The 20,984-nt window shown below is 39.9% G+C and carries 24 protein-coding genes and 2 pseudogenes; 10 read left to right on the top strand and 16 right to left on the bottom strand.

What is annotated here, in order from left to right:
- The first annotated feature begins 117 nt into the window (after positions 1-117).
- Positions 118-831: an NAD-dependent deacylase gene (locus tag NYE61_RS15400; RefSeq protein WP_303446955.1), complete on the top strand. Its 714-nt coding sequence runs from the start codon at positions 118-120 to the stop codon at positions 829-831.
- A 63-nt stretch (positions 832-894) separates the two neighbouring features.
- On the opposite strand, the gene NYE61_RS15395 is transcribed toward NYE61_RS15400, so the two are convergent.
- Positions 895-1,512 carry a YpjP family protein gene (locus NYE61_RS15395; RefSeq protein ID WP_303446956.1) on the bottom strand — a complete coding sequence of 206 codons (618 nt, stop codon included), beginning with the start codon at positions 1,510-1,512 and terminating at the stop codon, positions 895-897.
- Positions 1,513-1,676: 164 nt separating this feature from the next.
- Here NYE61_RS15395 and NYE61_RS15390 point away from each other — a divergent pair.
- From NYE61_RS15390 to NYE61_RS15370, 5 genes and pseudogenes are all read left to right on the top strand, one after another.
- Positions 1,677-1,893: pseudogene (locus NYE61_RS15390) on the top strand (GyrI-like domain-containing protein); the annotation flags it as partial.
- Positions 1,894-2,425: 532 nt separating this feature from the next.
- Positions 2,426-2,836, top strand: a pseudogene (locus NYE61_RS15385) (VOC family protein); the annotation flags it as partial.
- Between the two features lie 12 nt (positions 2,837-2,848).
- A complete protein-coding gene (locus NYE61_RS15380; protein ID WP_251660179.1) occupies positions 2,849-3,211 on the top strand; it encodes a VOC family protein in 363 nt (120 codons plus the stop codon).
- Between the two features lie 42 nt (positions 3,212-3,253).
- On the top strand, positions 3,254-4,294 hold the full coding sequence (locus tag NYE61_RS15375) for a S66 peptidase family protein (protein WP_303446957.1): 1,041 nt from the start codon (positions 3,254-3,256) through the stop codon (positions 4,292-4,294).
- 12 nt (positions 4,295-4,306) lie between these two features.
- Positions 4,307-4,750 carry a VOC family protein gene (locus NYE61_RS15370; RefSeq protein ID WP_303446958.1) on the top strand — a complete coding sequence of 148 codons (444 nt, stop codon included), beginning with the start codon at positions 4,307-4,309 and terminating at the stop codon, positions 4,748-4,750.
- A gap of 81 nt (positions 4,751-4,831) precedes the next feature.
- Here the strand turns inward: NYE61_RS15370 and NYE61_RS15365 are convergent, their stop codons facing one another.
- From NYE61_RS15365 to NYE61_RS15300, 14 genes are all read right to left on the bottom strand, one after another.
- Positions 4,832-5,038 carry a hypothetical protein gene (locus tag NYE61_RS15365; protein ID WP_251660082.1) on the bottom strand — a complete coding sequence of 69 codons (207 nt, stop codon included), beginning with the start codon at positions 5,036-5,038 and terminating at the stop codon, positions 4,832-4,834.
- 77 nt (positions 5,039-5,115) lie between these two features.
- Complete coding sequence (locus NYE61_RS15360; RefSeq protein ID WP_095310528.1) at positions 5,116-5,988, bottom strand: ABC transporter permease subunit; 873 nt, start codon at positions 5,986-5,988, stop codon at positions 5,116-5,118.
- The gene (locus NYE61_RS15355; protein WP_095310526.1) at positions 5,988-6,773 is read right to left on the bottom strand and encodes a phosphate/phosphonate ABC transporter permease; all 786 of its coding nucleotides are present in this window, start codon (positions 6,771-6,773) and stop codon (positions 5,988-5,990) included. The genes NYE61_RS15360 and NYE61_RS15355 overlap by 1 nt, the downstream gene beginning before the upstream one ends.
- 13 nt (positions 6,774-6,786) lie before the next feature.
- Positions 6,787-7,551, bottom strand: coding sequence for a phosphonate ABC transporter ATP-binding protein (phnC, locus tag NYE61_RS15350; RefSeq protein ID WP_118888376.1), 765 nt, complete (start codon positions 7,549-7,551; stop codon positions 6,787-6,789).
- A gap of 84 nt (positions 7,552-7,635) precedes the next feature.
- Complete coding sequence (locus NYE61_RS15345; protein WP_118888375.1) at positions 7,636-8,676, bottom strand: PhnD/SsuA/transferrin family substrate-binding protein; 1,041 nt, start codon at positions 8,674-8,676, stop codon at positions 7,636-7,638.
- A 169-nt stretch (positions 8,677-8,845) separates the two neighbouring features.
- The gene (locus tag NYE61_RS15340) at positions 8,846-9,652 is read right to left on the bottom strand and encodes a PHP domain-containing protein (RefSeq protein ID WP_303446960.1); all 807 of its coding nucleotides are present in this window, start codon (positions 9,650-9,652) and stop codon (positions 8,846-8,848) included.
- Positions 9,642-10,361: a phosphonate C-P lyase system protein PhnL gene (phnL, locus tag NYE61_RS15335; RefSeq protein ID WP_303446961.1), complete on the bottom strand. Its 720-nt coding sequence runs from the start codon at positions 10,359-10,361 to the stop codon at positions 9,642-9,644. The genes NYE61_RS15340 and phnL overlap by 11 nt, the downstream gene beginning before the upstream one ends.
- A 16-nt stretch (positions 10,362-10,377) precedes the next feature.
- Complete coding sequence (gene phnM, locus NYE61_RS15330) at positions 10,378-11,562, bottom strand: phosphonate metabolism protein PhnM (RefSeq protein ID WP_095310518.1); 1,185 nt, start codon at positions 11,560-11,562, stop codon at positions 10,378-10,380.
- 57 nt (positions 11,563-11,619) lie between these two features.
- Complete coding sequence (locus NYE61_RS15325; RefSeq protein ID WP_095310516.1) at positions 11,620-12,456, bottom strand: ATP-binding cassette domain-containing protein; 837 nt, start codon at positions 12,454-12,456, stop codon at positions 11,620-11,622.
- Positions 12,449-13,315, bottom strand: coding sequence for an alpha-D-ribose 1-methylphosphonate 5-phosphate C-P-lyase PhnJ (locus tag NYE61_RS15320; RefSeq protein WP_095310514.1), 867 nt, complete (start codon positions 13,313-13,315; stop codon positions 12,449-12,451). The genes NYE61_RS15325 and NYE61_RS15320 overlap by 8 nt, the downstream gene beginning before the upstream one ends.
- Positions 13,305-14,417, bottom strand: coding sequence for a carbon-phosphorus lyase complex subunit PhnI (locus tag NYE61_RS15315; protein WP_303446962.1), 1,113 nt, complete (start codon positions 14,415-14,417; stop codon positions 13,305-13,307). Before NYE61_RS15315 ends, NYE61_RS15320 begins: the two co-directional genes overlap by 11 nt.
- The gene (gene phnH / locus NYE61_RS15310) at positions 14,418-15,017 is read right to left on the bottom strand and encodes a phosphonate C-P lyase system protein PhnH (RefSeq protein ID WP_303446963.1); all 600 of its coding nucleotides are present in this window, start codon (positions 15,015-15,017) and stop codon (positions 14,418-14,420) included.
- A gap of 337 nt (positions 15,018-15,354) precedes the next feature.
- Entirely contained in the window at positions 15,355-15,777 is a 423-nt protein-coding gene (phnG, locus tag NYE61_RS15305; RefSeq protein ID WP_303446964.1) for a phosphonate C-P lyase system protein PhnG, read from the bottom strand.
- Positions 15,778-15,912: 135 nt separating this feature from the next.
- Positions 15,913-16,656: a GntR family transcriptional regulator gene (locus tag NYE61_RS15300; protein ID WP_303446966.1), complete on the bottom strand. Its 744-nt coding sequence runs from the start codon at positions 16,654-16,656 to the stop codon at positions 15,913-15,915.
- Positions 16,657-16,810: 154 nt separating this feature from the next.
- On the opposite strand from NYE61_RS15300, the gene NYE61_RS15295 reads away from it, so the two are divergent.
- Positions 16,811-17,146: a L,D-transpeptidase gene (locus tag NYE61_RS15295; protein ID WP_118888370.1), complete on the top strand. Its 336-nt coding sequence runs from the start codon at positions 16,811-16,813 to the stop codon at positions 17,144-17,146.
- Positions 17,147-17,453: 307 nt separating this feature from the next.
- A complete protein-coding gene (locus tag NYE61_RS15290; protein WP_095310504.1) occupies positions 17,454-17,651 on the top strand; it encodes a hypothetical protein in 198 nt (65 codons plus the stop codon).
- 311 nt (positions 17,652-17,962) lie between these two features.
- Here NYE61_RS15290 and NYE61_RS15285 read toward each other — a convergent pair whose 3' ends face one another.
- Positions 17,963-19,012, bottom strand: a complete 1,050-nt coding sequence (locus NYE61_RS15285) for an NAD(P)/FAD-dependent oxidoreductase (RefSeq protein WP_118888369.1) — start codon at positions 19,010-19,012, stop codon at positions 17,963-17,965.
- A 243-nt stretch (positions 19,013-19,255) separates the two neighbouring features.
- On the opposite strand from NYE61_RS15285, the gene NYE61_RS15280 reads away from it, so the two are divergent.
- Positions 19,256-20,056, top strand: a complete 801-nt coding sequence (locus NYE61_RS15280; RefSeq protein WP_095310500.1) for an ABC transporter ATP-binding protein — start codon at positions 19,256-19,258, stop codon at positions 20,054-20,056.
- Complete coding sequence (locus NYE61_RS15275; protein ID WP_303446968.1) at positions 20,053-20,961, top strand: iron-hydroxamate ABC transporter substrate-binding protein; 909 nt, start codon at positions 20,053-20,055, stop codon at positions 20,959-20,961. The genes NYE61_RS15280 and NYE61_RS15275 overlap by 4 nt, the downstream gene beginning before the upstream one ends.
- Positions 20,962-20,984 lie beyond the last annotated feature (23 nt).

The raw sequence follows: 20,984 nt of genomic DNA, 5'->3' as shown, positions 1-20,984 counted from the left end.
ACTCTATGACATGGAGTGCTAATCCCTAATCATTTAATAACACATCCCTTTTTTGATGTCAATTATAATAGCTGTTGTATAATGGAACTATCTAGAATGAATCGAAGGGGGAGTTTCATGTTGAAAGAATGGTTGCGTGATGCAAGCTATTCTGTTGTCTTCACGGGTGCCGGGATGTCAACAGAAAGCGGACTGCCAGACTTCCGCTCAGCAAACCAAGGACTTTGGCAGAAAAAGGATCCTAGTAAAATTGCTAGTACGGATGCGTTAAATAATAATGTACATGAATTTATTGCATTTTATCGTGAACGCGTACTTGGTTTGAAGGAGTATCATCCACATAAAGGTCATCTGATTCTAGCGGATTGGGAAAAGCGCGGCGTTATCCAATCGATTATCACCCAAAATGTCGATGGTTTTCATCAACTTGCAGGCAGTAAACGGGTTGCCGAGCTTCACGGCACATTGCAAAAACTGCACTGCCAATCCTGCGGGAAAGTATACGACAGTAAAGAATATATTAAAAAGGAATATCACTGTTCCTGTGGCGGAATTCTTCGCCCTTCTATCGTCTTGTTTGGTGAAACATTACCATCATATGCTTTTCAAATGGCTTTAGAAGAAGCGGAACGGGCAGATCTATTTATTGTGCTAGGTTCCTCGTTAAGCGTTACACCCGCGAACCAATTTCCCCTTATCGCAAAGGAAAGCGGAGCTAAATTGGTGATTGTGAATCAGGAGAGGACCGAGCTTGATTATGCTGCAGATGAGGTTATTCGTGATTGGAAGATTGGGGAGTTGTTAGTGGAGTTCGATGGGGGAGCTCGATAAAAAAGTATAAGCTGCTTTTTCATTGTTAGATTGTCTCTAACAATGAGAAAGCAGCTCACGAATCTATGCCATCCACCTCGGTGGTGTATTTTTATCCCAATAGATTTCGCCAATATCGTGATGCTCCTTAAATCCATCGCTGCTGACATGATAATGGAAATTGAAATAATGTCCTTCTAGCGGACGGTTATCCCGGCGCACATGGAACTTTGCAATATCTTGCCCTCTTTTTTCATCATATACATTAAAAATTCGTTCTCCATAGCCTTCAGCGGGGTTTTCTGTAATTGCAAAATAGGCGTAATTATCTGCTCCAGATTCGTCTAAAATAGAAGCTAAAACTGCTTCGATGTTTGGTAAAATGATGTCTGTGAACTCCGTCTCTACCTGGCTTGCAATTCTAGAGCCGAATTTGATAAGCGCTTGTTCCTTGGCCTGCTCAGTTAACTCTTTCACGGCTTGTTCTTTCGGATTCGCCTCTACTATAGGCAAGGGTAACGTATAATCAATTTCTTCTCGTAATTCCGTTACAGGACCAGAATGGTTGTTTATATCTGCTCCAGAGGCAAATGCGTCTTCATTTTCATCCGCATCAATCTCTAAAAGAGCTGTCGGACTGTACATTCCTAATGTGAAGATGGTTACGAAGACAACTGCTAGTTTTCTCATCCAAAATTTCATCGATTTTCACCTTCTTATGTAACTTCCTATGTTAATTTTAACACGTTATTTGGACAAGTCTATCGTATTTTTTATTTTTACTAAAATTTTACACAATTACTTTTACATTTATGTACCTGCTACTATTAGAATGGAAGTACCCTGCCAAATCGGGCACATAATGTCGGGTAGATCTATTCACTACTTGCTATTCTATCCTTAAAGGAATTGGTCCCTCCCCTGACACGTTACAAAATGTCTGGGGGGCGAATCTATTCCGAATGGTTCCCTTCTGCAAATTATGAACAAGCGGAAGGTCCTAGAATTTTATGGAATGAACATAATGATGTCTCGTCGCCGAATTTTAAAAGCGAGATATGGATACCCATTTCACCAAAATAATTGGGATAGGAGAAAGCTGAATGTATGTTCAGCTTTTTTTTATGTATAGAGCCCTTCAACTTAGCTGCTACTAATCCGATCCGGGTGCGAAGAGCAGCACCTCTAATAGTGAACTTCAGCTTTTCTCCCTTAAACATCAGCAAATTTAACTCGAATATCAGCATTCCCCTTACCAACTTCAGCATTATTAACCATACCATACAATCCCATCATGATAGGAAGGCAATATTATGATATCAATTATCTTTTTTAAAAAATAAGACACACTAATCAGCAAAGGAGGGATTCAGATGTCTGGAAGGCCAAAATCAAAAAATAAAAGCAAGGAAGAGTTAAATGCATTAAAAAAAGAGAATAAGACTGGTGTTAAATTGCATGGACCGAATCGTCCGTCACCATAATAGATGGTCAAGAGGAGCTGCTGCATGCAGCTTCTTTTACTTTTTTCGGTTCCTATTAAAGGTTTCTACCACCTGAATAGCGAATATCTTATGAAAGAGTTTCAACGGAACCAACTAAAGGGGGGCTCAACTTGAATAGCAGTCTAATAAGGGTAGGAACTATCTATATTCCTGTTATGAATATAGAGCATGCATCAAAATGGTATGTGGACAAGCTTGATGCACAAGTTCGTTTTCAAGATGCAGAAAAGGCAATTATCGATCTTGCTAACCAAAGTTTTTTCTTGGTAAAGTCTGCAGAAGGCCAACGTGCCAATTTTATTAACACAGCCAATACGGAACACTTTTCCCTTACATTTGAAGTGGATGGAATTGATGCACTGATGGAATTACATAAAACACTTCGAGAACGTGACGTTTATGCTGAGGAAATGGAAGATCGAGGGCATGTGGGCAGAAACTTCGTATTTCATGACTTAGACGGAAATAAATTTGACGTCTGGAGTGAGCTGAGTCCGGTATTTAAAGAAAAATACGGAATTCAACAAGAGAACGTGCCCTTGCGTTTGATTGAACGTATCGACACGATTTGCTTGCCTGTCAGCAATGTAGCCAAAGCAAGCACATGGTATCAAGATGTCCTTGGATTTCGGGAAGTTTTTAGCGACAACAGCTATCGCATTTTAAAAATTGGAGATAGTAATGTTCCATTAACCATTGAGGAAAATAGAACGAGTAAAGCAGTACAGGCAAATCAAGTATACCCTATCTTTTACACGCAACATATCAAACAGGTATTTGATCATTTAACAGACAAAAATGTAAACGTAACTGCTATCCAAGATGATGGAGTGAATCAATTTTTTAACCTATATGACCCTGATGGCAATCTATTACAGATGTGTTATTGGGAATAACAAAATTACGTTATCTTTAATCTGATGGAGGGGAAGGATGAGATGAGAACATTATTGAAAAAACCAAATAAATTACAGCCCGGAGACAAAGTTGCAACGGTCAGTCCTTCTTGGGGAGGTGCTGGTGATGAACCAATACGATGGCGCTATGAGCAAGGTGTCCAACGATTAAAGGATGTATTTGATCTAGAAGTTGTCGCTATGCCAAACAGTTTGAAAGGGTCGGACTATCTCTACGCACATCCAGAGGCTCGAGCCGAGGATTTGATGACAGCATTTGCCGATAAAAGCATTAAAGGAATTATCGCTAACATTGGTGGCGAAGAAAGTATCCGATTGCTACCCTATATCGATTTCGAGACCATCCGTGAAAACCCGAAGATATTTATGGGTTATTCAGATGTTACGATAGCTCATTTATTTTGTCATAAAGCGGGACTTTCCTCATTTTACGGTCCAGCTATCTTAACCGATTTCGCTGAAAATATCGAGATGCACCCTTACACCGTAAAAAGCATTCAGCAAACGCTTTTCTCGAATGAAAAAATTGGAGAAATTAAACCTTCTATGGAATGGACAAGTGAATTTTTAGAGTGGGATATCGCAAACAAAGACACTCAGAGGAAGATGCAGCCAAATTCAGCTTATGAAGTGCTGCAGGGAACTGGTGTCGTACAAGGCAGGTTGATTGGCGGTTGTATGGATGTTCTTGAATTTGCAAAAAGTACAGCGCTCTGGCCAGAGGAAAGCTATTGGGATGACAGTATTCTTTTCTTTGAAACCTCAGAGGAAAAACCAAAGCCAGATCTGATTAAATATTGGCTGCGAAATTACGCTGCACAAGGTATTTTACAAAAAACAAATTGTATCCTTTTTGCCAAGCCTTATGATGAAATGTATTACACTGAATACAAAGAAGCGATACGCACAGTTATGCAGGAATATGGATTAGCGGACTTGCCAATTCTTTATAACATGAACTTCGGCCACACCGAACCAAAGTTTATTCTTCCATATGGGGCTCAGACTGAAATAGATTGCGATGAGGCTAGCTTCTCGATTATTGAAAATGCTGTAAAATAAGGAGATGATTGAATGAATCGTTTAAATTTAATCACATTAGGTGTAAAGGACATGGTAGAATCGTTAGCGTTTTATCGGGATGGACTGGGATTTGACGTTGTTGTCTATGGCAAGGAATCCGATCCAGATGTTATTTTTTTCAATAATGGCGGAACAAAAATATCCTTGTTCCAGATTGATCGGTTAGCAAAAGATATTGATGAAGAGAATCCACCGCAAGTTAGTATCGGTTTTGGCGGAATTACGCTGGCATATAACGGGAAATCGAAAGAAGAAGTCGATGAGGTTTTTGCAGTTGCTGATAAAGCTGGCGCTAAAATTGTAAAAGCACCTGAGATTGTGTTCTGGGGCGGATATAGCGGCTATTTCCAAGATCCGAATGGATTTTATTGGGAAGTTGCTTATGGCGAGAGCTGGCAATTTGATGAGAATGATATGTTGATTGTGAAGGAATAACAGTATTTACTCGAACGAAAGAAAAGCACCGCAAATGTGGCGCTTTTCTTTTTGAAGTAAATCATTTCCACTTTGTTCAACTTAAAGAAAAATCGTTACCGCAGAATAAACCAGCAATAAACTCATCGCTGCTCGAAAGATCTTGTCATGCTTTATAAAAACTTTTTTGAAGATCGAACCAAACCCCGACCACAAAAGCAATGCGCCCCACCCTAGAACGATGGCCACAGTTAAATAAAATGCGATCGGTTTAATAGAATCACGAAATGGCAGAATAAAAGCACTCATCACGGTTAAATAGAACAAAATACTTTTTATATTAATAATCTGACATATGCTGATTAAAAAGGGAGTTCATACAAAACTCAATTCTTTGCGGCCGCTGGGAAATAACGATTTTTCAATTGTGTTGAAACTATTTCTAAAATAATTGCGATAATGAGGATTGCGTACGTGATAAATCCAACCTCGCGCAAGTCAAAATAGAAACCCGATGCCATAAAGAGCTCAAATCCAATACCGCCAGCTCCTGCCGCGGCGCCCATTGCGACAGCGACACCAAAATTAATTTCAAATCGTAAAAATGTCCAGGATAGTAAATACGTAAAGGTAGACGGGAGCACGCCATGTGTTACCATATGCCACCAATTAGAGCCGGTTGCTCGCATTGCTTCTAAAATACCCCGATCGACCTCTTCAAATGATTCGGAGAAAGCCTTCACCAAATAAGCGATTGAGTGAAATAGCATACCAAGTACAGCAGCTTCACTGCCAAGACCCGCGGCAATTGCAAAAATGAGAACCCATAATACAGTTGGAACAGCACGAATAAATGCTACAACAACACGTACCGATTTTGAAATCCATGGCTTGGATAGGTTTTCAGCTGCTAAAAAGGCTAGAAACAAAGCAATAATTGCTCCAATTACCGTTGCTAAAACACCCAACCCAACCGTAATGCCAATTTGATGGAAAGCCTCTCCCCAGCTGAAATGACTTAAAGTTGGCTCTAAGAACATCGTCTTTAAATTATATGCTGTTTCGGTAATAGCGCGTTCTAACTGCAACCCTGTGTAGTCAAAGAAAAAGAAAGCCATAATCGTTAAGACAGCTAACATTGCAATGGTCCACTTTGTTACGAGCTCAACCTTATTTCCAGCTTTAATATTAATTCGACCAGTCCGTGTCCGTTTTATGTAGGTTTGCTTTGGCTGTGCTCCTCCTCTTAGCATTTCCATTATAAGATCACCTTCCGTATCCGGTTTGAAATCAGTTCTATAATGATGACGGCAATGACAATTGTAAAAGTTACAAGTGCTACAGCGTTATAGTTTAGAGACTTGTAATATAAATCAAACGTATACCCGATTCCTGTACCTGTTAAAATCCCGACTAATGTAGCGCTTCGGATATTCGTTTCAATCATAAATAAAATCCAGCTTAGCATTTGTGGTAAGCTTTGTGGAATAACCGCCTTATTTACAATATGTGCATACGTCGCTCCCGTAGCCTGCAATGCTTCTACAGCACTTTGGCTAGCTTCATCAATTGATTCAATAAATGCCCTTGTTAAAAATCCAAGCGTACCAACAAATAAAGCCAAAAACCCAGTCAAGGAATTTTGTCCAAATGAAATTAGTAAAATGAGTGACCATGCAACAACCGGTATATTCCGTGAAAAAGAGGCAATCAACCGAGCAAGCACACTGAAGACATTGTTTACTTTTGTTGTTTTTGATCCCATTAAACCTAGGAACAACGAAATAATTGCCGCAAGTGTTGTTGCTGCTATCGACATAAAAATCGTTTCATTGAGCTTACCTAAGATCGCAGGCAGTCTTTCCCATGTTTCTTGTGTGATCCAGAGATTTGCGAAGATCCAGCTTAACGCTTTTGGTAATGTTGCAACGCTGTCGATAAAGTTGAATTCTGTAATAACTGCTGATAAATAGGTTATACCAATAATGATAATTAAGGATACTGTTGTGATCCATCTGCTTTTTCGCATCGCTTTTTCATTCACGCTTAATTGCTCCTTATACCGTAATTAATTCTCGTCGTTCCGTACCGTAGATATGATTAATTTGTTCCTCACGCAGAAGAGCACTTTTTCCATCAAACACAATTTCGCCTTTTCTCAGCCCAATAATTCGATCCGAATAGTCTTGAGCAACCTCTACTTGGTGTAGATTTACTAGACAGGTAATGCCTAAGTCATTTGTGATTGACTTTAAGTGATCCATAATAACCTTGGAGGAATTGGGGTCCAAAGAGGCAATTGGCTCATCGCAGAGAATAAGCTTTGGATCTTGGATCAGTGCACGGCAAATGCCAACGCGCTGCTGCTGCCCACCACTTAATTGGTCACAGCGCTTATACGCATGCTCTTCAATTCCAAGCTTCTGAAGCAAGAAAAAGGCCTGTTCCTTCTCCTCTTCACTAAATCGTCCTAACACGCCTTGTAAGGTTGTTTTGTAGCCAAACCTACCATGAAGGACATTCTCAATTACGGTTAAACGTGGCACTAGATTATAGTGCTGAAATACCATCCCGATGTCAGTACGCAATTTCCGCAAGTCTTTTTTCTTTAGTGATCCGACATCTAGGTTATTGAAAATTACCTTCCCCTCATTGATTTCAACCATCCGATTGATGCAACGTAATAGTGTAGATTTCCCCGCACCAGATGGACCAATAACCGAAACAAACTCACCAGTTTCCACAGTAAAATTAACATCTTTTAATACTTTTGTTTCTAAGTTATACGATTTCCCAAGTCCTTCTACTTGTAGTAATGACATGTTTTTCCGCTCCTTTGTCACCTATTTAGTAAAATAGAGTATGCATTCAACCTTATGCACACTCTATCTCCATGTGTAATCTACTTATTCTGAAAGCTCACGAATTGGGTCAAACCAGGAATCTTCAACAGGAATAAATCGTTCCTCACCTGATTTAAAGAATAATCCAGACTCACCAGAATCTTCCGGTACAAAGATTTGTTCGTTATTTGCAATCTCATCTGAAGAAAATAGTTCTTGCAATATATCAAAATCCTCTTGTCCTAATACATCCATATTTGCGGCAAATGGTGCATTCAATACTGGTGTTACGCTCATTAAAACAAATTCTTTACCAGCAACTGTATTGAATGGTTCTGCAGCATCGTCTTTCACACGATAAACAGCTCCAGGTGTGTTTGCTTCCCCTTCAACAAGCTCTACATAGTTTTCTACGCATGTATCACAGAACGCTGCTACTTCAGCAGAGTTATTTAAAAGATTAACTGCCGAACCTTGGTGCGACCCACCAAATAATACTTGAGAGAATAATGGACCACCTTCCATTAGATCCTCCCCAGTTAAATCTGCATATTCTTCTTGCTCACTGAAATGTTCAATGATTCCAGAGGATGGTACGACAAACCCGGAAGTTGAACTGTTTGACACAAAAGAGAAAGGTTTATCAGCAATTGTATCTAGTGAAAACTCACCGTCTACTTTAAAATTATCTTGCTCATCCACGTTTACTGCTAACCAGCTATAGTAAATCGCATCGTCTAATGTACCAGATTCACCAGATGGAACGACTAAAGGTTCTACCGCATCATTTCCATTTTTAGCCTCAATGTATCCAACTGCACCCATAAACGCAACATCTGCATTATTGTTAACAAGTGTTTCAATTGCAATCGCATAATCGGTTGTTAGATGGTGTTCTACTTCCTTATCTGTTGCTTCTTCGATCACTCGTCCAATTTCATCACGCGAAGATTTCATATCATTACCAGATTCATTCGGATACCAAACAATATCAATGACATCATCTACTTCTCCATCCTCACCTGAAGCTGTTCCGCCAGAACAAGCCGCAAGCATTACAAGTACTAAAGCGAGCATTCCTACTAAATACCAGTTCTTCTTCATGAATGAGTTCTCCTTCACCTTTTAAATTTAGATGCGCAGCATAACATTCACGCATAAGGATTGTTAATGTTTCATTCAACCCCTACCTGCACAGCTACTATTAAAACATAATTTTTTCAAAAAAATAGGCTATTTACATTGTTTTAACAGTATCTTAAGATAATTCAAACTAACTAAATAATAGGTTTATCGGGCTCGTTATATTTCCTATCTGAACACTCTTTCCAAATGAACCATGATAGTCTGTTCCACCAGTCATTATCAGCTGATATTGATTCGCTAATGATTCAACTTTTAACACGTCCTGTTCATCGTGATCTATATGATTACGTTCAATGCCACCTAATCCAACCTCTATAAGTTCTGGTATCAGTTCATAGGAATCCAATTGCCCTGGATGTGCTACAACCGCAATCCCGCCATCCGCGACCACTGCACGAACAGCATCAAAAGCGTCGACATATTCGATATCGCCTGCTGCTGGCCCGTCTCCTTTAAAAAGCCTCTTGTAGAGCGATTGATAGGCATCGGATGAATAAGAAGCACTTGTTAGCTGCTGCATCACATGCTGCTTATAGATTGTTTCACTTGGCTTTGCGGCTTTGCTTATCGTCTCTAAATCGAGTCTAAACCCGACCTTCTTGATCTGCTCGATTTGCCAAAGCGTGTGTGCATGACGACGTTTTAAAAGCGAATCACAGAGCTGTTTAATATGACTTGCTTCTGGCTGATAGTTATATCCCAGAATATGCACTTTAAGATCTCGCTTAAAGTCGTAAGCTGAAATCTCGATGCCAGGAATAACCTCAATTCCATAATGCTCTCCTAAGCGTTGTGCTTCAAGCAATCCCGCTGTCGTATCATGATCCACAAAGCTAAGATGTGTTACACCATTCAACTGTGCTTCACGCATCACCATTTCAATCGAATCGGATCCATCGGAATATGTGCTATGGACATGTAAATCAGCCTTCATTCGTAACACCAGCTCCGGCAAGAAGCTTACCTGCCCGCATATCGTAGACCTTATCGCAGAGTCCCTCCATAAATTCAATATCATGGAATATCCCTACGAGCGTCGTGCCATTTGCTTTTAATTTTTCAATAATTTCGCGTACCTTTAGCTTCGATTGCTGATCCAAGCTTGCAGTCGGCTCATCGAGCAATAAAAGTCGTGGTTTTTTCACCGTTGCCATTGCTATATTTAATCGCAGTTTTTCTCCGCCTGAAAAGGTGTTCGGGTACGTGTCCCAAAGTTTTGGGTCCAATTCAAAATGGGTTAGCGCCTTTTCCGCTTCAATCTGTGCAACTGATTCCGTTTCTCCCATCTCAAGGAGCGCCTTTTCCACAAGCTGTCTTGATGTCGTTCGTGGCATCACATTTAAAAATTGCGACACATAGCCGATCTCATATTTCCTTAAATAAAGCATTTGTCGTTCTGTCGCTTGGCATAAATCAATCCTTCCAAACCGTGCAGAATCATACATCATTTCGCCTGCATCTGGTAAATAGGAACGATAAATGCTTTTTAAAATAGTCGATTTTCCGCTGCCACTTTTACCAACAATCCCAATAAATTCACCTTTCTCTATAGAAAAATTAACCTGTTCTACTGCTTGCATTGTTTTATTTAAATGATGAATTGTGAATCTCTTGCCAAAATCATTCACGTCAAGCATTGTCATGTTAGCTACCCTCCTTTTAGTTCAATCGGTAGTTCGTCGTCGTGATAACTGCTCCGTTTACCATTGTCATGGTCAGCATCGGATAACCATCATCCATTCGCTCAATAATTAAGAGATCCGCTTTTTTACCAGGTTTAATGGAGCCAAGCTCATCATCCATCCGTACCGCTCTAGCTGGATTAATCGTGACCATCCGGAACATTTCATGTAAATCATAATGATGCTTTTCGTGTAATTCGAAGATTGCATGGAGTAATGCAGCTGGATAATAATCACTGCAAAGAATGTCAATACAGCCATGCTTGATTGCTTCTGCTGCTGATAAATTTCCAGAATGCGAGCCGCCTAACAGCACATTTGGAGCCCCAGCAACAGTCTGCAATCCCATTTCCTTAGCCTTTTTAGCGACCTCCAATGTAATCGGAAATTCACTAATCGTCGTTCCAAAGGATTTTACTAAATCAATCTTAGCAACATCATCATCGTCGTGGGAGGCAACGGCAATACCTTTCGCTAAAGCTATCTCCGCAACTTCTTTTATTTTTTCAATCGTCATAAAAGTACTGTTTTGGCGTTCTGCGATGATGGTTTGCACATCGGAATCAGAGATATCGCGATAGCCTTTTAACGTTTCCCTGTACACTTCTAAATCTCTGTACTGTCCTTGACCTGGCGTATGATCCATAAACGATAATAAATGCACCTTGTCATTTTCAATATTTTCAACAAGCCGATCCACTTCATCAATATTATCGATTTCAAAGCGTGCGTGCAGACGGTGGCGAATCAAGCGCAATTCATTATGTGTCGCATCAATCGCATCGACTAGACGCTGAACATTTTTCGGGTAGCGCATCGGTTTATGGGTAAAAACATCCTCGCGATAAAAGGATAGCGAATGAAACATCGTTGTAATTCCATGGCTAATTAGGATTTTCTCTGCTTCACGCAAGCTAATATTGACATCCATCATGCTTGTTGGTCTTGGTGAGACAATTCCTTCAATATAATCGGAATGGATGTCGATAAAGCCCGGGGAAATGTAGCCTCCATTTGCATCAATCCACTTGGCATTCGGATATTCAGATAGCTTTTCTTCTGGGGTAATTTCCTGAATGATTTCACCGCTCACAACCACTGCATATCCTTCTAAAATTTCATTTTCTGTTACGATTTTTCCATTATGAATGATAAGAACCATCAACGTTCCTCCCTATAAATAAGAGTTCAAAAGGATACCGGACTTTTTGAACAGCTTCTAAAGTAATGAGTAAACCAATTGCTGAGTATATGCATGCTGCGGATCCTCTAAGATTTGATCTGTCAGACCTTCCTCAATAATGGAACCATTCAGCATCACAATCGTACGATCCGCCAGCATGCGGATAACCGCTAAATCATGGGAAACAACGATCATGCTAATTCCAAGCTCACGCTGAATTTTCTTAATAAGATCGAGCACATTTGCTTGCACAGATAGATCAAGACCAGTGGTTACTTCATCTAAAAATAAAATTGGCGGGTTATTTGACAGCGCCTTGGCAATTTGCACGCGCTGCTGCATGCCACCCGAGAAATTCCTCGGCTCTTCCTTCATTCGAAACAGCGGAATATGTACATTTTGCAGTAAGCTTTTACTAGTTTCCTCCATCTCGGATACATTCCGTTTCCCAGCTGCAATGAGCTTTTCCGCTATATTTCCAACCGAGGAAAAATTCATTTTTAATCCATGCACGGGATTTTGATAAACCATGCCATACTGATGATTGCGAATGTAACGCTTCTGCTGGGACGACAGTTCAAATACATTCTGTTCGGCTGAACCTGGTCCACCATCAATGTATGCTGCTCCAGATGTGACCTCCGCATCAAAATACAAGCACTGCATCATCGTCGATTTGCCACTGCCGCTTTCCCCGACAATTCCAAGGATTTCCCCGGCAAATAAATCAAATGAAATATCATGACAAGCATAGACAGTCCCGCAATTTGGACAGTAATTTTTTTCTAAGTTCTGTCTTTCCTTACATCTGCTGCATCCATCGCCAAACTGCTTTTGTAAATTTCTCACCTTCAATAGAGGCTCTTCATGCATGGCTTGTCTCCACCTCGACTTCCTCTTTCTTATTTAACCGTTCAATGCAATAGCTCGTATCATTGCATTGATAGATCGTTTCGTTTGTAGCCGGATCAACCAACTCATCTAAAAAGACATCCTCCGCACCGCATAAATGACAGCTCTTTCCGGTAAAGGTTTCTACTGCAAATGGATAGTCATCAAAAGCAAGCGACTCCACATCCGTATAAGGTGGGATTGCATAAATTTTCTTCTCTCTCCCTGCACCAAGTAAAATCAATGCTTCCGACTGATGCATTTTCGGATTATCGTATCTTGGAATCGGACTCGGCGCCATCACATAGCGGTTATTCACGTACACAGGATGGTCTGCACCTGTAGCCGTTCTCCCGTACTTCATAATTTGTTCAAATAGCATAAGCCATGCACCACTATAATCATTTTCCGAATGGAGGATTTTTGTTTTGTATGCACTTTTTTCGACACGCCTCAATGGTTCTGGTTCTGGAACCTGCAAGACCAGAATTTGCTCAGGAGTGAGCGGCACTTCCGGAATCCGGTGTCGGGACTGAATTATACTTGCCTCCTGCGTTCTTTCCACAAGCTCCACTCCAGTCGTCGATTGCACTAACTTCTTGATGCTGACAGCATTCACGGATTCATCTGCACCTTGGTCAATCACTTTTAATACGTCATTTTTTCCAATAATTGATAAGGTGATTTGCAGTCCTCCAGTTCCCCAGCCACGTGCAATCGGCATTTCTCTCGAAGCAAATGGCACTTGATACCCTGGTATCGCAATAGCCTTTAAAATCGATCGGCGAATTTCCTTTTTCGAGCCTTCATCAAAAAATGCAAAATGGGATTTAGTTTTCATCTGTATGTCCCCCTTTCTTGACATTACGGATACTATCCAATTTCGATTGGAATGTAACATAATGCGGCAGTTTTAAATGCGATATAAATCCTGTCGCTTCAACCGAATCAATATGTAATAAAACAAATTCTTCATCGTGTGTCGGAAAACTGGATTCTGGATGCTCCAGGCATTGATCTAAAATACTCATCGCTATTGCCTTTGTTTCATTTTGGCCGTAGCAAATACCGTAGCCTATTTCAAATTCCAGTTCCTGCTCATTCGCGTCGTTCTTTTTTGTAACCGGAACAAACGACTCGACCTCGGTTACTTGGATTTCACCGATGTAGAATGCATCCTCTTCATCCTGCTCACCTTCATTTGGATGTGCAACATAGATCGGCAAGCTGCCAACACGCACTTCTCCAACAGTTGGATGGACTTGCCCATATCCTCGCAGCGAAGCATAGCCCAATGCTGTCACTGCACCTGTCTGTCCTCTCGTTAACACTTGCAAACGAGCACTTCGTGAAGCCGGAAACGCTATGCTTTGCTTCGTAATATCGACTGGATCTGTATTATCTCTTTCGTAGTTTTCAAATAAGCCCTCTTCCCGCAAGTAATCTACTACTTTCGGAAAAAATTCTAACTCATCGGATGCTTTTACTGCTTCTGATGCTTTTTGATAGTTGGATAGCCACGCTTCATTTTCTGCAGGGTCTTCCTGTAGCTCAAAGTCTAGTAAACGATGCGTGTAATCCTTTGTCGCGCCAAGGATCTGCCCACCAGGAATATCTTTAAAACTAGCAGAGATCCGTCGTTCCACAAGCATTGTTTCGGATTCAACTGCTTGACTGTAATAGAGTCTAGGTAATGTCGAGCGATGTGCTCGCATTAAAAAGACAGCTTCTTCCATGCTTCCCTCTGCTTGTTTAATAGCAAGTGCTGCCAAATACGGGGAATACAAACTGCTCTCTGACATAATTTGGTCAATCAGACTTTTCATTGTAGCCATGATTGTCTCAATTTCGATGATTTCCTGATTCTTCAACCGTTCAAATGTTAGACGCTCGATGGAAGCATCAATCGCCTTCGTTCCACCCTTTACTGCAACATAACCCATCTATTCCACCTCCATCATGTCGACCTTCGTTGTCCGAGGTATGCAGACAACCTGTAAATCTTCATCTGTCAACATCAAATCAATTCCTAATGGATATTCCGCCACACAGACATTTCTCGCCTGCCACACAGCTGGTGTGAGCGCTGTTTGCAGCTTCGTTTGATCTTTTATTCCAGGGCCTGTTAACATAAGCTCGCCTTCATGTACGTCGCTAAATGCGCTTTCGATGATCCAAGTAGCCGATGCATGTGGATCAATTAAGCTCCCTTTCTTACATTGCGTCATCGCATTGGTAATTGCTGTCTCTGGTGTTCCTTTTAGCACGATGACAAAGTCTGCTTTATCGATTGTTGTATGGGTTGCTAATGTATATTCCGAAATTTTTTCGGGTAAGTTTTGTCCGTTGTCCATAAGTACATGAAATGTCACCTCTCGATCGAGAAGGGTCATAATTGTAAGTAACGTTGCATCAAGCATTTGCAGATTGTAATCATTGCGGCCTGCCAACGTTTGAAGCGATGCAATTTTTCCTGGACGTGACATATTATCCAATATTTTTTTGTAGACAAACTGCAAATCGTGCACGTGATCAATAGCCATCGTATCTCTCCTGTCTGACTTTAATGAAAAGGAAATAAAAGCTTTGATAATTGTATTTAAGTAATTGGATATCTCTAGTATTCAAATTTGTGAGTGACCAAATTTATTCGATTTTCTCCCGTTTGGACGGTCATCAACTTTATGAGTGACCAAACCCATTCAATTTTCTCCCGTTCGGGCGATCATACGCTTCATGAGTGACCGAACCCATTCAATTTTCTCCCGTTCGGATGCTCATACGCTTTATAAGTGACCGAATCTTTTCGATTTCTCCCCATTCAGGCTCTCAGTATCCTCATGTGATGTTTAAGCTCTAAAAATATGTATAGACATTCTCTTAAACATCCATCGTCTGGAAGTCTACCTTTGTTTCAAATAGCTTCGCCTGGCCTTTTACTCGTTTTTGAATAATCTGCCTTTCTGCTTCTGCCAGTTCTGCTTCCCATGCAACTGTTTCTGGGAGGTTCGCTTTGTATGCCGCGTCAATTATCGCTAGGTTTCTAGCAAGCTCGTTTTTCATCCCAACAACTATACCAATCCCAATGCAGTTTTTGATTTCTGCTTTTGATTCGGTTACTAGGACCTCTCCCATATAAAACAGGGAATTCTTTGCTGACTCTCGCATTTTAACCATTGTCAGCCCTTGCTGTGGAGCAATAATTTCACGATAGTCATAAATAGCTATAATAGATTCTGCAAGTTTTTTTGCTAATGCAGGATCACCTTGAATAAGAATTTCTGTTCTTCTACGTCTTTTCATATTCGGTACGACCTCCTTTACAAATCAAGCTTAACTTGTCGCCAAGTTGTTGTGTATTAAGAGAATGTATTGTTTTTGTAAATATTTTTAACATAAAAAACAGGTAAGGAATCCATTATTAGATTCATTACCTGTTTAATCCATTGTTATATCATACTGAAATTTATCACTTCGATATAAAATCTTTGTATATTCTAATACTTTTTCAGATTTTCCATCGATACAATTGCTTTCGACGACAATGAGTGGAACCATGCTTTTGCAGGCTAGCAATTCTTGCTCAAAGACAGTCGGAAAAGTTGTGCTAAGCAATGATTTATTACTTGAGAACTCCTCGTATCCAAGCTGTCGATAATAAGCAAACATGGATTCAATTGCCGGTCCATCTTTCCCGATAACTGGGAAGTTCGTTTCACTGACAAAGGAGTTATGTATCGCAACTGGTTCGCCGTTTATATAACGTAATCTACCAATTTTAAAAATCGTATCTCCCTCCACCGCCTGTAAAATCCGATAGATTTTTGCATCAAAGGGGATTTCTTCGCAATAAACATTCTTGGTTGTTAGATCATAGCCTAGTTGCTTCATTTTATCCGTAAAGCTGATTTTACCTGTTAAATGCAAATCAATATGCTTTGATTCTTCTTTTAAATAGCGCCCTTTCCCTTGCTTAGAATAGACAATTCCTTGCTCTTCTAATTTCATCAATGCATTTCGTACTGTCATTCTTGGAACTCGGTACTTTTCTACAAGCACATATTCCGAAGGCAGCTTGGTCCCAGGTTTTAATGTCTGATTGGCGATCTGCCGCATGATATCATCTACGATTACGTTTTCTTTCTCGGTTGAAATAGTTTCATCCCCTTCCATTTTCCACATTACATATTCACGTTTTTTATATAAATTTGTAGCTTCATTATATCATTTAGAAGTCCTTAAGATTCATAAAAATCCATGGAAAGATAACGTTTATGAACACAAGTAGGCTTAATCCCATATACTTAAAGTAAATTAAAAGCAGGAGTTGATATTGTTGGTAAAATGGATTGATATATCGGTGGATAACCGGCAACTCAAGTTGTACGATGCTAGTATGTTGTTGAAGACATATCCAATTGCGGTTGGCAAAATTTTAACACCGACACCGACTGGAAATTACATCATCGTTAATAAAGAAGTTAACCCAGGTGGACCCTTCGGTGTATTATGGATGGGTTTATCCAAGCCGCATTATGGAATCCACGGTACAAATGACCCTTCTTCTATAGGAAAAGCTGTATCACATGGTTGTGTTCGAATGTATAACGAGGATGTGACAGAGCTTTCATCCATGGTGTCCATCGGAACAAATGTATATATCCATCCATAATCCAACAACACAGTATTTCACCGTTATAAAGAACACATCTCTTGTGATATTGAAAGAATGAACAAGAAGAAATTGATCTCCCTACCTAATTTCCAGTGTATACTTCTGCAAATAAATCACTTTAAGTCTTCTTACTCATATAATCTGTTCACCTCCCCAACAAAGGAATGACCATTTATATAAATGTAGTTAATAAGCATTACCAATAGTTTGATTTATTTAAATATTTTAACACTGGATTAATAATACATAAATATTTTTCATCTATACTGTAGTAGAATCAAATTTTTCTGAAGAGGTGATGACGTTGAAATTGAAAAAATTAACTTTCGTAACGATGTCAGCGATGCTTTCCACAGCTTTATTATTTGGATGTGCATCAGAGGATGAGGAAAATCCTGAAGAACCTGCAAGTGGAGAGCCTACAACTGAAGAGCCAGCTGAGCAAGATGATTCAGGTGAGCCAGATGCAGAAGAGGGAGAAGAAGAAGAAGGACAAGAATAAAACGTATCGACTGTTTGACATTGTCGATATAAACTGTAGACGAATTATACATCTCTGAAGTTTCTAGACGTTAGGATTTGAATGCGAAGAGCCGTTACTACTGTAACGGCTCTTATATGTGTTCAACTGTCTTCTATATCCTATTTGGTGTACGTAGATCTGTCTCGCTCTACAGCTGACTTCTATGTACAAAACATATAAAACCGATTCTTCAAATGGAAAGAATCGGTTTTATATTGCACATTACGTTAGACATTTGTATATTTACAAACACTGATATTAATGAAATATAAAGGATTGCTCATTTTCTATCAATGCACCATGCTCTGAATAATTTCACGATTACGCTGTTTGAAAAGCTCATTGTGTGAAGAAACCATACCAAACTTTTCTGCACCTGGCTGAATATATTGCTTTGCCTTATTAACAGCATTTGCAGCATCCTGGAATGCACCTGCAATGAGATGTAATTTCCCTTCATGATGCAAAATATCTCCAGCAGCATAGAGTCCTGGAATGGAGCTTTCACTGCTCGCATTTCCAGCAATGTAGTAACCTTCTGCTATTTCAATATCAATTGGACTGTTCTCAAGAAGAGATGTGTCTCGCTCATAACCATGATTTATAATGACTTCATCTATTGGCAATGAAACAATTTCTTTCGTTTCATGGTTTGTTAGCTCAACATGCTCAATTAAATCCTTATTCGCACGTGCGATTAGCTTTGTAATCGAACAATTAAAGTAGCAAACTGCTGAACCATTTAATAACCTGCTTGCCTGTGCCTCGTGACCAGAAAGGACATCCTTTCGATACGTAAGAAACACATTCTTCGCAATGCTTTGCAGCTCATTGGCCCAATCAATTGCTGTATTTCCTCCACCAGAAATAATTACCGTTTTATCTTTGAAGCGTTGAAGTGATTTCACCGTGTAATTCAGATTCGAAACCTCGAATCGCTCGGCGCCTTCAATATCGAGTCGCTGCGGATTCAAGATTCCACCACCGACAGCTACGATTACCGTTTTCGAATAATGTATTTGCCCAGAAGCTGCTTGTAAGACGAACATGCCTTCATCATTTTTATTGATGGATTCAATCTTCTCATTCATTACTACGGTTGGATGAAAGGTTAAACCTTGCTCAATGATTTGATCAATAAATTTTGCTGCAGGGGTCGGTGTTAACCCGCCAATATCCCAAATCATTTTCTCAGGATATACATGAACTTTCCCGCCAAGAACTGGCTGATATTCAATAATCTTAGTCTTCATTTCCCTTAAACCACTATAAAAAGCTGAATATAGCCCAGCTGGCCCTCCCCCAATTACCGTCACATCAAATAATTCATCCTGTTTCACTTTCTTTCACTCCTTAAAAAAGCTTCCACTGATTATCATTCTCAATTGAAAACGCATTTTTGTCAAGAGCAAATCGATAAAACTTCTTATTAAATGTAAAAAAACACATCTGAATCTCCTTCATGAATGATTGTAAAAATAATGTATTGACAAAAGAAACGATGCAAATTATAGTTTAGGAGACTAGCTCGATAATGAGAATCATTATCACTATCCGAAGCTACCTGAAAAGAGGGACCTAACATGTTTCGTCTACAGACTGAAAATATAAATATTGGTTATGGAGAACACTTAATTGTGAAGGATCTTAGTGTTGAAATTCCAGATAAAAAAATCACAACCATCATCGGATCGAATGGCTGTGGAAAGTCTACATTGTTAAAAGCGATTACACGAATTATTGCACACGAATCTGGAACCGTCATTTTGGATGGTGAAGATATTTCGAAACAAGATACAAAAAAACTAGCAAAAAAAATGGCCATCCTCCCACAAACTCCTGAAAGCACAAACGGCTTAACGGTTGGAGAGCTTGTTTCCTATGGACGCTTCCCCTATCAAAGTGGGTTTGGGCGCTTAAAGAAACGCGACTATGAAGTGATTGAATGGGCACTCGAAGTTACAGGAACGTTAGAGTACCGCTTTCGTCCGGTAGACGCGTTATCTGGTGGACAGAGACAACGCGTCTGGATTGCGATGGCGCTTGCTCAGGAAACAGAGATTATTTTTTTGGATGAACCAACAACTTACTTGGATATGGCACATCAGCTTGAAGTGTTAGAGCTTCTGCAAAGCCTTAACCAGGAGCAAGAAAGAACAATCGTAATGGTACTTCACGACCTGAACCAGGCTGCTCGCTTTGCTGATTATATTATCGCATTAAAGGACGGACAAATCGTACAATCTGGCAATTGTGAAACGGTTATTACACATGATGTATTGAAAAAAGTATTCCAAATTGATGCGGAAATTGGCAAAGACCCTCGCACAGGAAAACCGATGTGCATCACATACAACTTAATGAAAGAGGAGAAACAACGATGAAAAAGTTAATTATTCCATTCGCATTCCTGCTTGTACTACTGATGGCATGTAGTAATGAAGGGGCAGAAACAGATAATACTACAGATAACAATTCAGATACAATCACCTATGAATCAGAAAATGGACCAGTTGAAGTTCCAGCTGACCCACAGCGTGTCGTCGTTCTTTCATCCTTCGCGGGAAATGTCATGGCTTTGGATGTAAACCTTGTTGGGGTTGATGCTTGGGCTAAAATGAACCCTCAGTGGGAAGAAGATTTAGCTGAAGTAGAAGAGGTTAGTGATGAGAGCCTGGAAACGATCCTTGAGTTGGAACCTGACTTAATCATTGGTCTTACTGGAATCAACAATGTCGATAAGTTAAACGAAATTGCTCCAACCGTATTGTTCACATATGGAGCTGTTGATTACTTAACACAGCATTTGGAAATTGGTAAACTGTTAAATAAAGAAGAGGAAGCTAAAAATTGGATTAATGATTTCAAACAACGTGCTGAGGAAGCAGGCGAAGAAATTCGCGCAGAAATTGGCGAAGATGCAACAGTTTCTGTTATTGAAAACTTCGATAAACAGCTTTATGTCTACGGCGACAACTGGGGCCGCGGAACAGAAATTCTTTATCAGGAAATGGATTTGAAAATGCCTGAAAAAGTTGCCGAAGAAGCACAGGAGGCCGGCTATTATGCGATGTCTTTAGAAGTACTTCCTGAATATGCTGGTGACTATATGATTTTCAGCCGATTTGATGAAACAGACAATTCCTTTATGGAATCAGACATTTATCAAAACATCCCTGCAGTAGCCAATGACAATGTTTTTGAAGTAAATGGACATGAATTTTATTTCAATGACCCATTAACATTAGAATTGCAGCTTGCTTTTTTCAAAGAGGCTTTCCTTAACTAACTATACAGAGAAAAGATGAGTAT

It is taken from the genome of Oceanobacillus sp. FSL W7-1304, from assembly GCF_037969805.1.
Taxonomy (GTDB): Bacteria; Bacillota; Bacilli; order Bacillales; family Amphibacillaceae; genus Oceanobacillus; species Oceanobacillus profundus.
This window is presented reverse-complemented; position numbering and strand designations above follow the sequence as displayed.

Bases quoted from the DNA above. Each gene is read 5' to 3' on its own strand.
- NYE61_RS15315 (WP_303446962.1), bottom strand. From the start codon at position 14,417: ATGGGTTATGTTGCAGTAAAGGGTGGAACGAAGGCGATTGATGCTTCC.
- NYE61_RS15395 (WP_303446956.1), bottom strand. From the start codon at position 1,512: ATGAAATTTTGGATGAGAAAACTAGCAGTTGTCTTCGTAACCATCTTC.
- NYE61_RS15360 (WP_095310528.1), bottom strand. From the start codon at position 5,988: ATGGAAATGCTAAGAGGAGGAGCACAGCCAAAGCAAACCTACATAAAA.
- NYE61_RS15400 (WP_303446955.1), top strand. From the start codon at position 118: ATGTTGAAAGAATGGTTGCGTGATGCAAGCTATTCTGTTGTCTTCACG.
- NYE61_RS15275 (WP_303446968.1), top strand. From the start codon at position 20,053: ATGAAAAAGTTAATTATTCCATTCGCATTCCTGCTTGTACTACTGATG.
- NYE61_RS15325 (WP_095310516.1), bottom strand. From the start codon at position 12,456: ATGCATGAAGAGCCTCTATTGAAGGTGAGAAATTTACAAAAGCAGTTT.
- phnH (WP_303446963.1), bottom strand. From the start codon at position 15,017: ATGGCTATTGATCACGTGCACGATTTGCAGTTTGTCTACAAAAAAATA.
- NYE61_RS15345 (WP_118888375.1), bottom strand. From the start codon at position 8,676: ATGAAGAAGAACTGGTATTTAGTAGGAATGCTCGCTTTAGTACTTGTA.
- phnL (WP_303446961.1), bottom strand. From the start codon at position 10,361: ATGACAATGCTTGACGTGAATGATTTTGGCAAGAGATTCACAATTCAT.
- phnC (WP_118888376.1), bottom strand. From the start codon at position 7,551: ATGTCATTACTACAAGTAGAAGGACTTGGGAAATCGTATAACTTAGAA.
- NYE61_RS15370 (WP_303446958.1), top strand. From the start codon at position 4,307: ATGAATCGTTTAAATTTAATCACATTAGGTGTAAAGGACATGGTAGAA.
- NYE61_RS15340 (WP_303446960.1), bottom strand. From the start codon at position 9,652: ATGAAGGCTGATTTACATGTCCATAGCACATATTCCGATGGATCCGAT.
- NYE61_RS15375 (WP_303446957.1), top strand. From the start codon at position 3,254: ATGAGAACATTATTGAAAAAACCAAATAAATTACAGCCCGGAGACAAA.
- NYE61_RS15365 (WP_251660082.1), bottom strand. From the start codon at position 5,038: ATGAGTGCTTTTATTCTGCCATTTCGTGATTCTATTAAACCGATCGCA.
- phnG (WP_303446964.1), bottom strand. From the start codon at position 15,777: ATGAAAAGACGTAGAAGAACAGAAATTCTTATTCAAGGTGATCCTGCA.
- phnM (WP_095310518.1), bottom strand. From the start codon at position 11,562: ATGGTTCTTATCATTCATAATGGAAAAATCGTAACAGAAAATGAAATT.
- NYE61_RS15300 (WP_303446966.1), bottom strand. From the start codon at position 16,656: ATGTGGAAAATGGAAGGGGATGAAACTATTTCAACCGAGAAAGAAAAC.
- NYE61_RS15280 (WP_095310500.1), top strand. From the start codon at position 19,256: ATGTTTCGTCTACAGACTGAAAATATAAATATTGGTTATGGAGAACAC.
- NYE61_RS15320 (WP_095310514.1), bottom strand. From the start codon at position 13,315: ATGAAAACTAAATCCCATTTTGCATTTTTTGATGAAGGCTCGAAAAAG.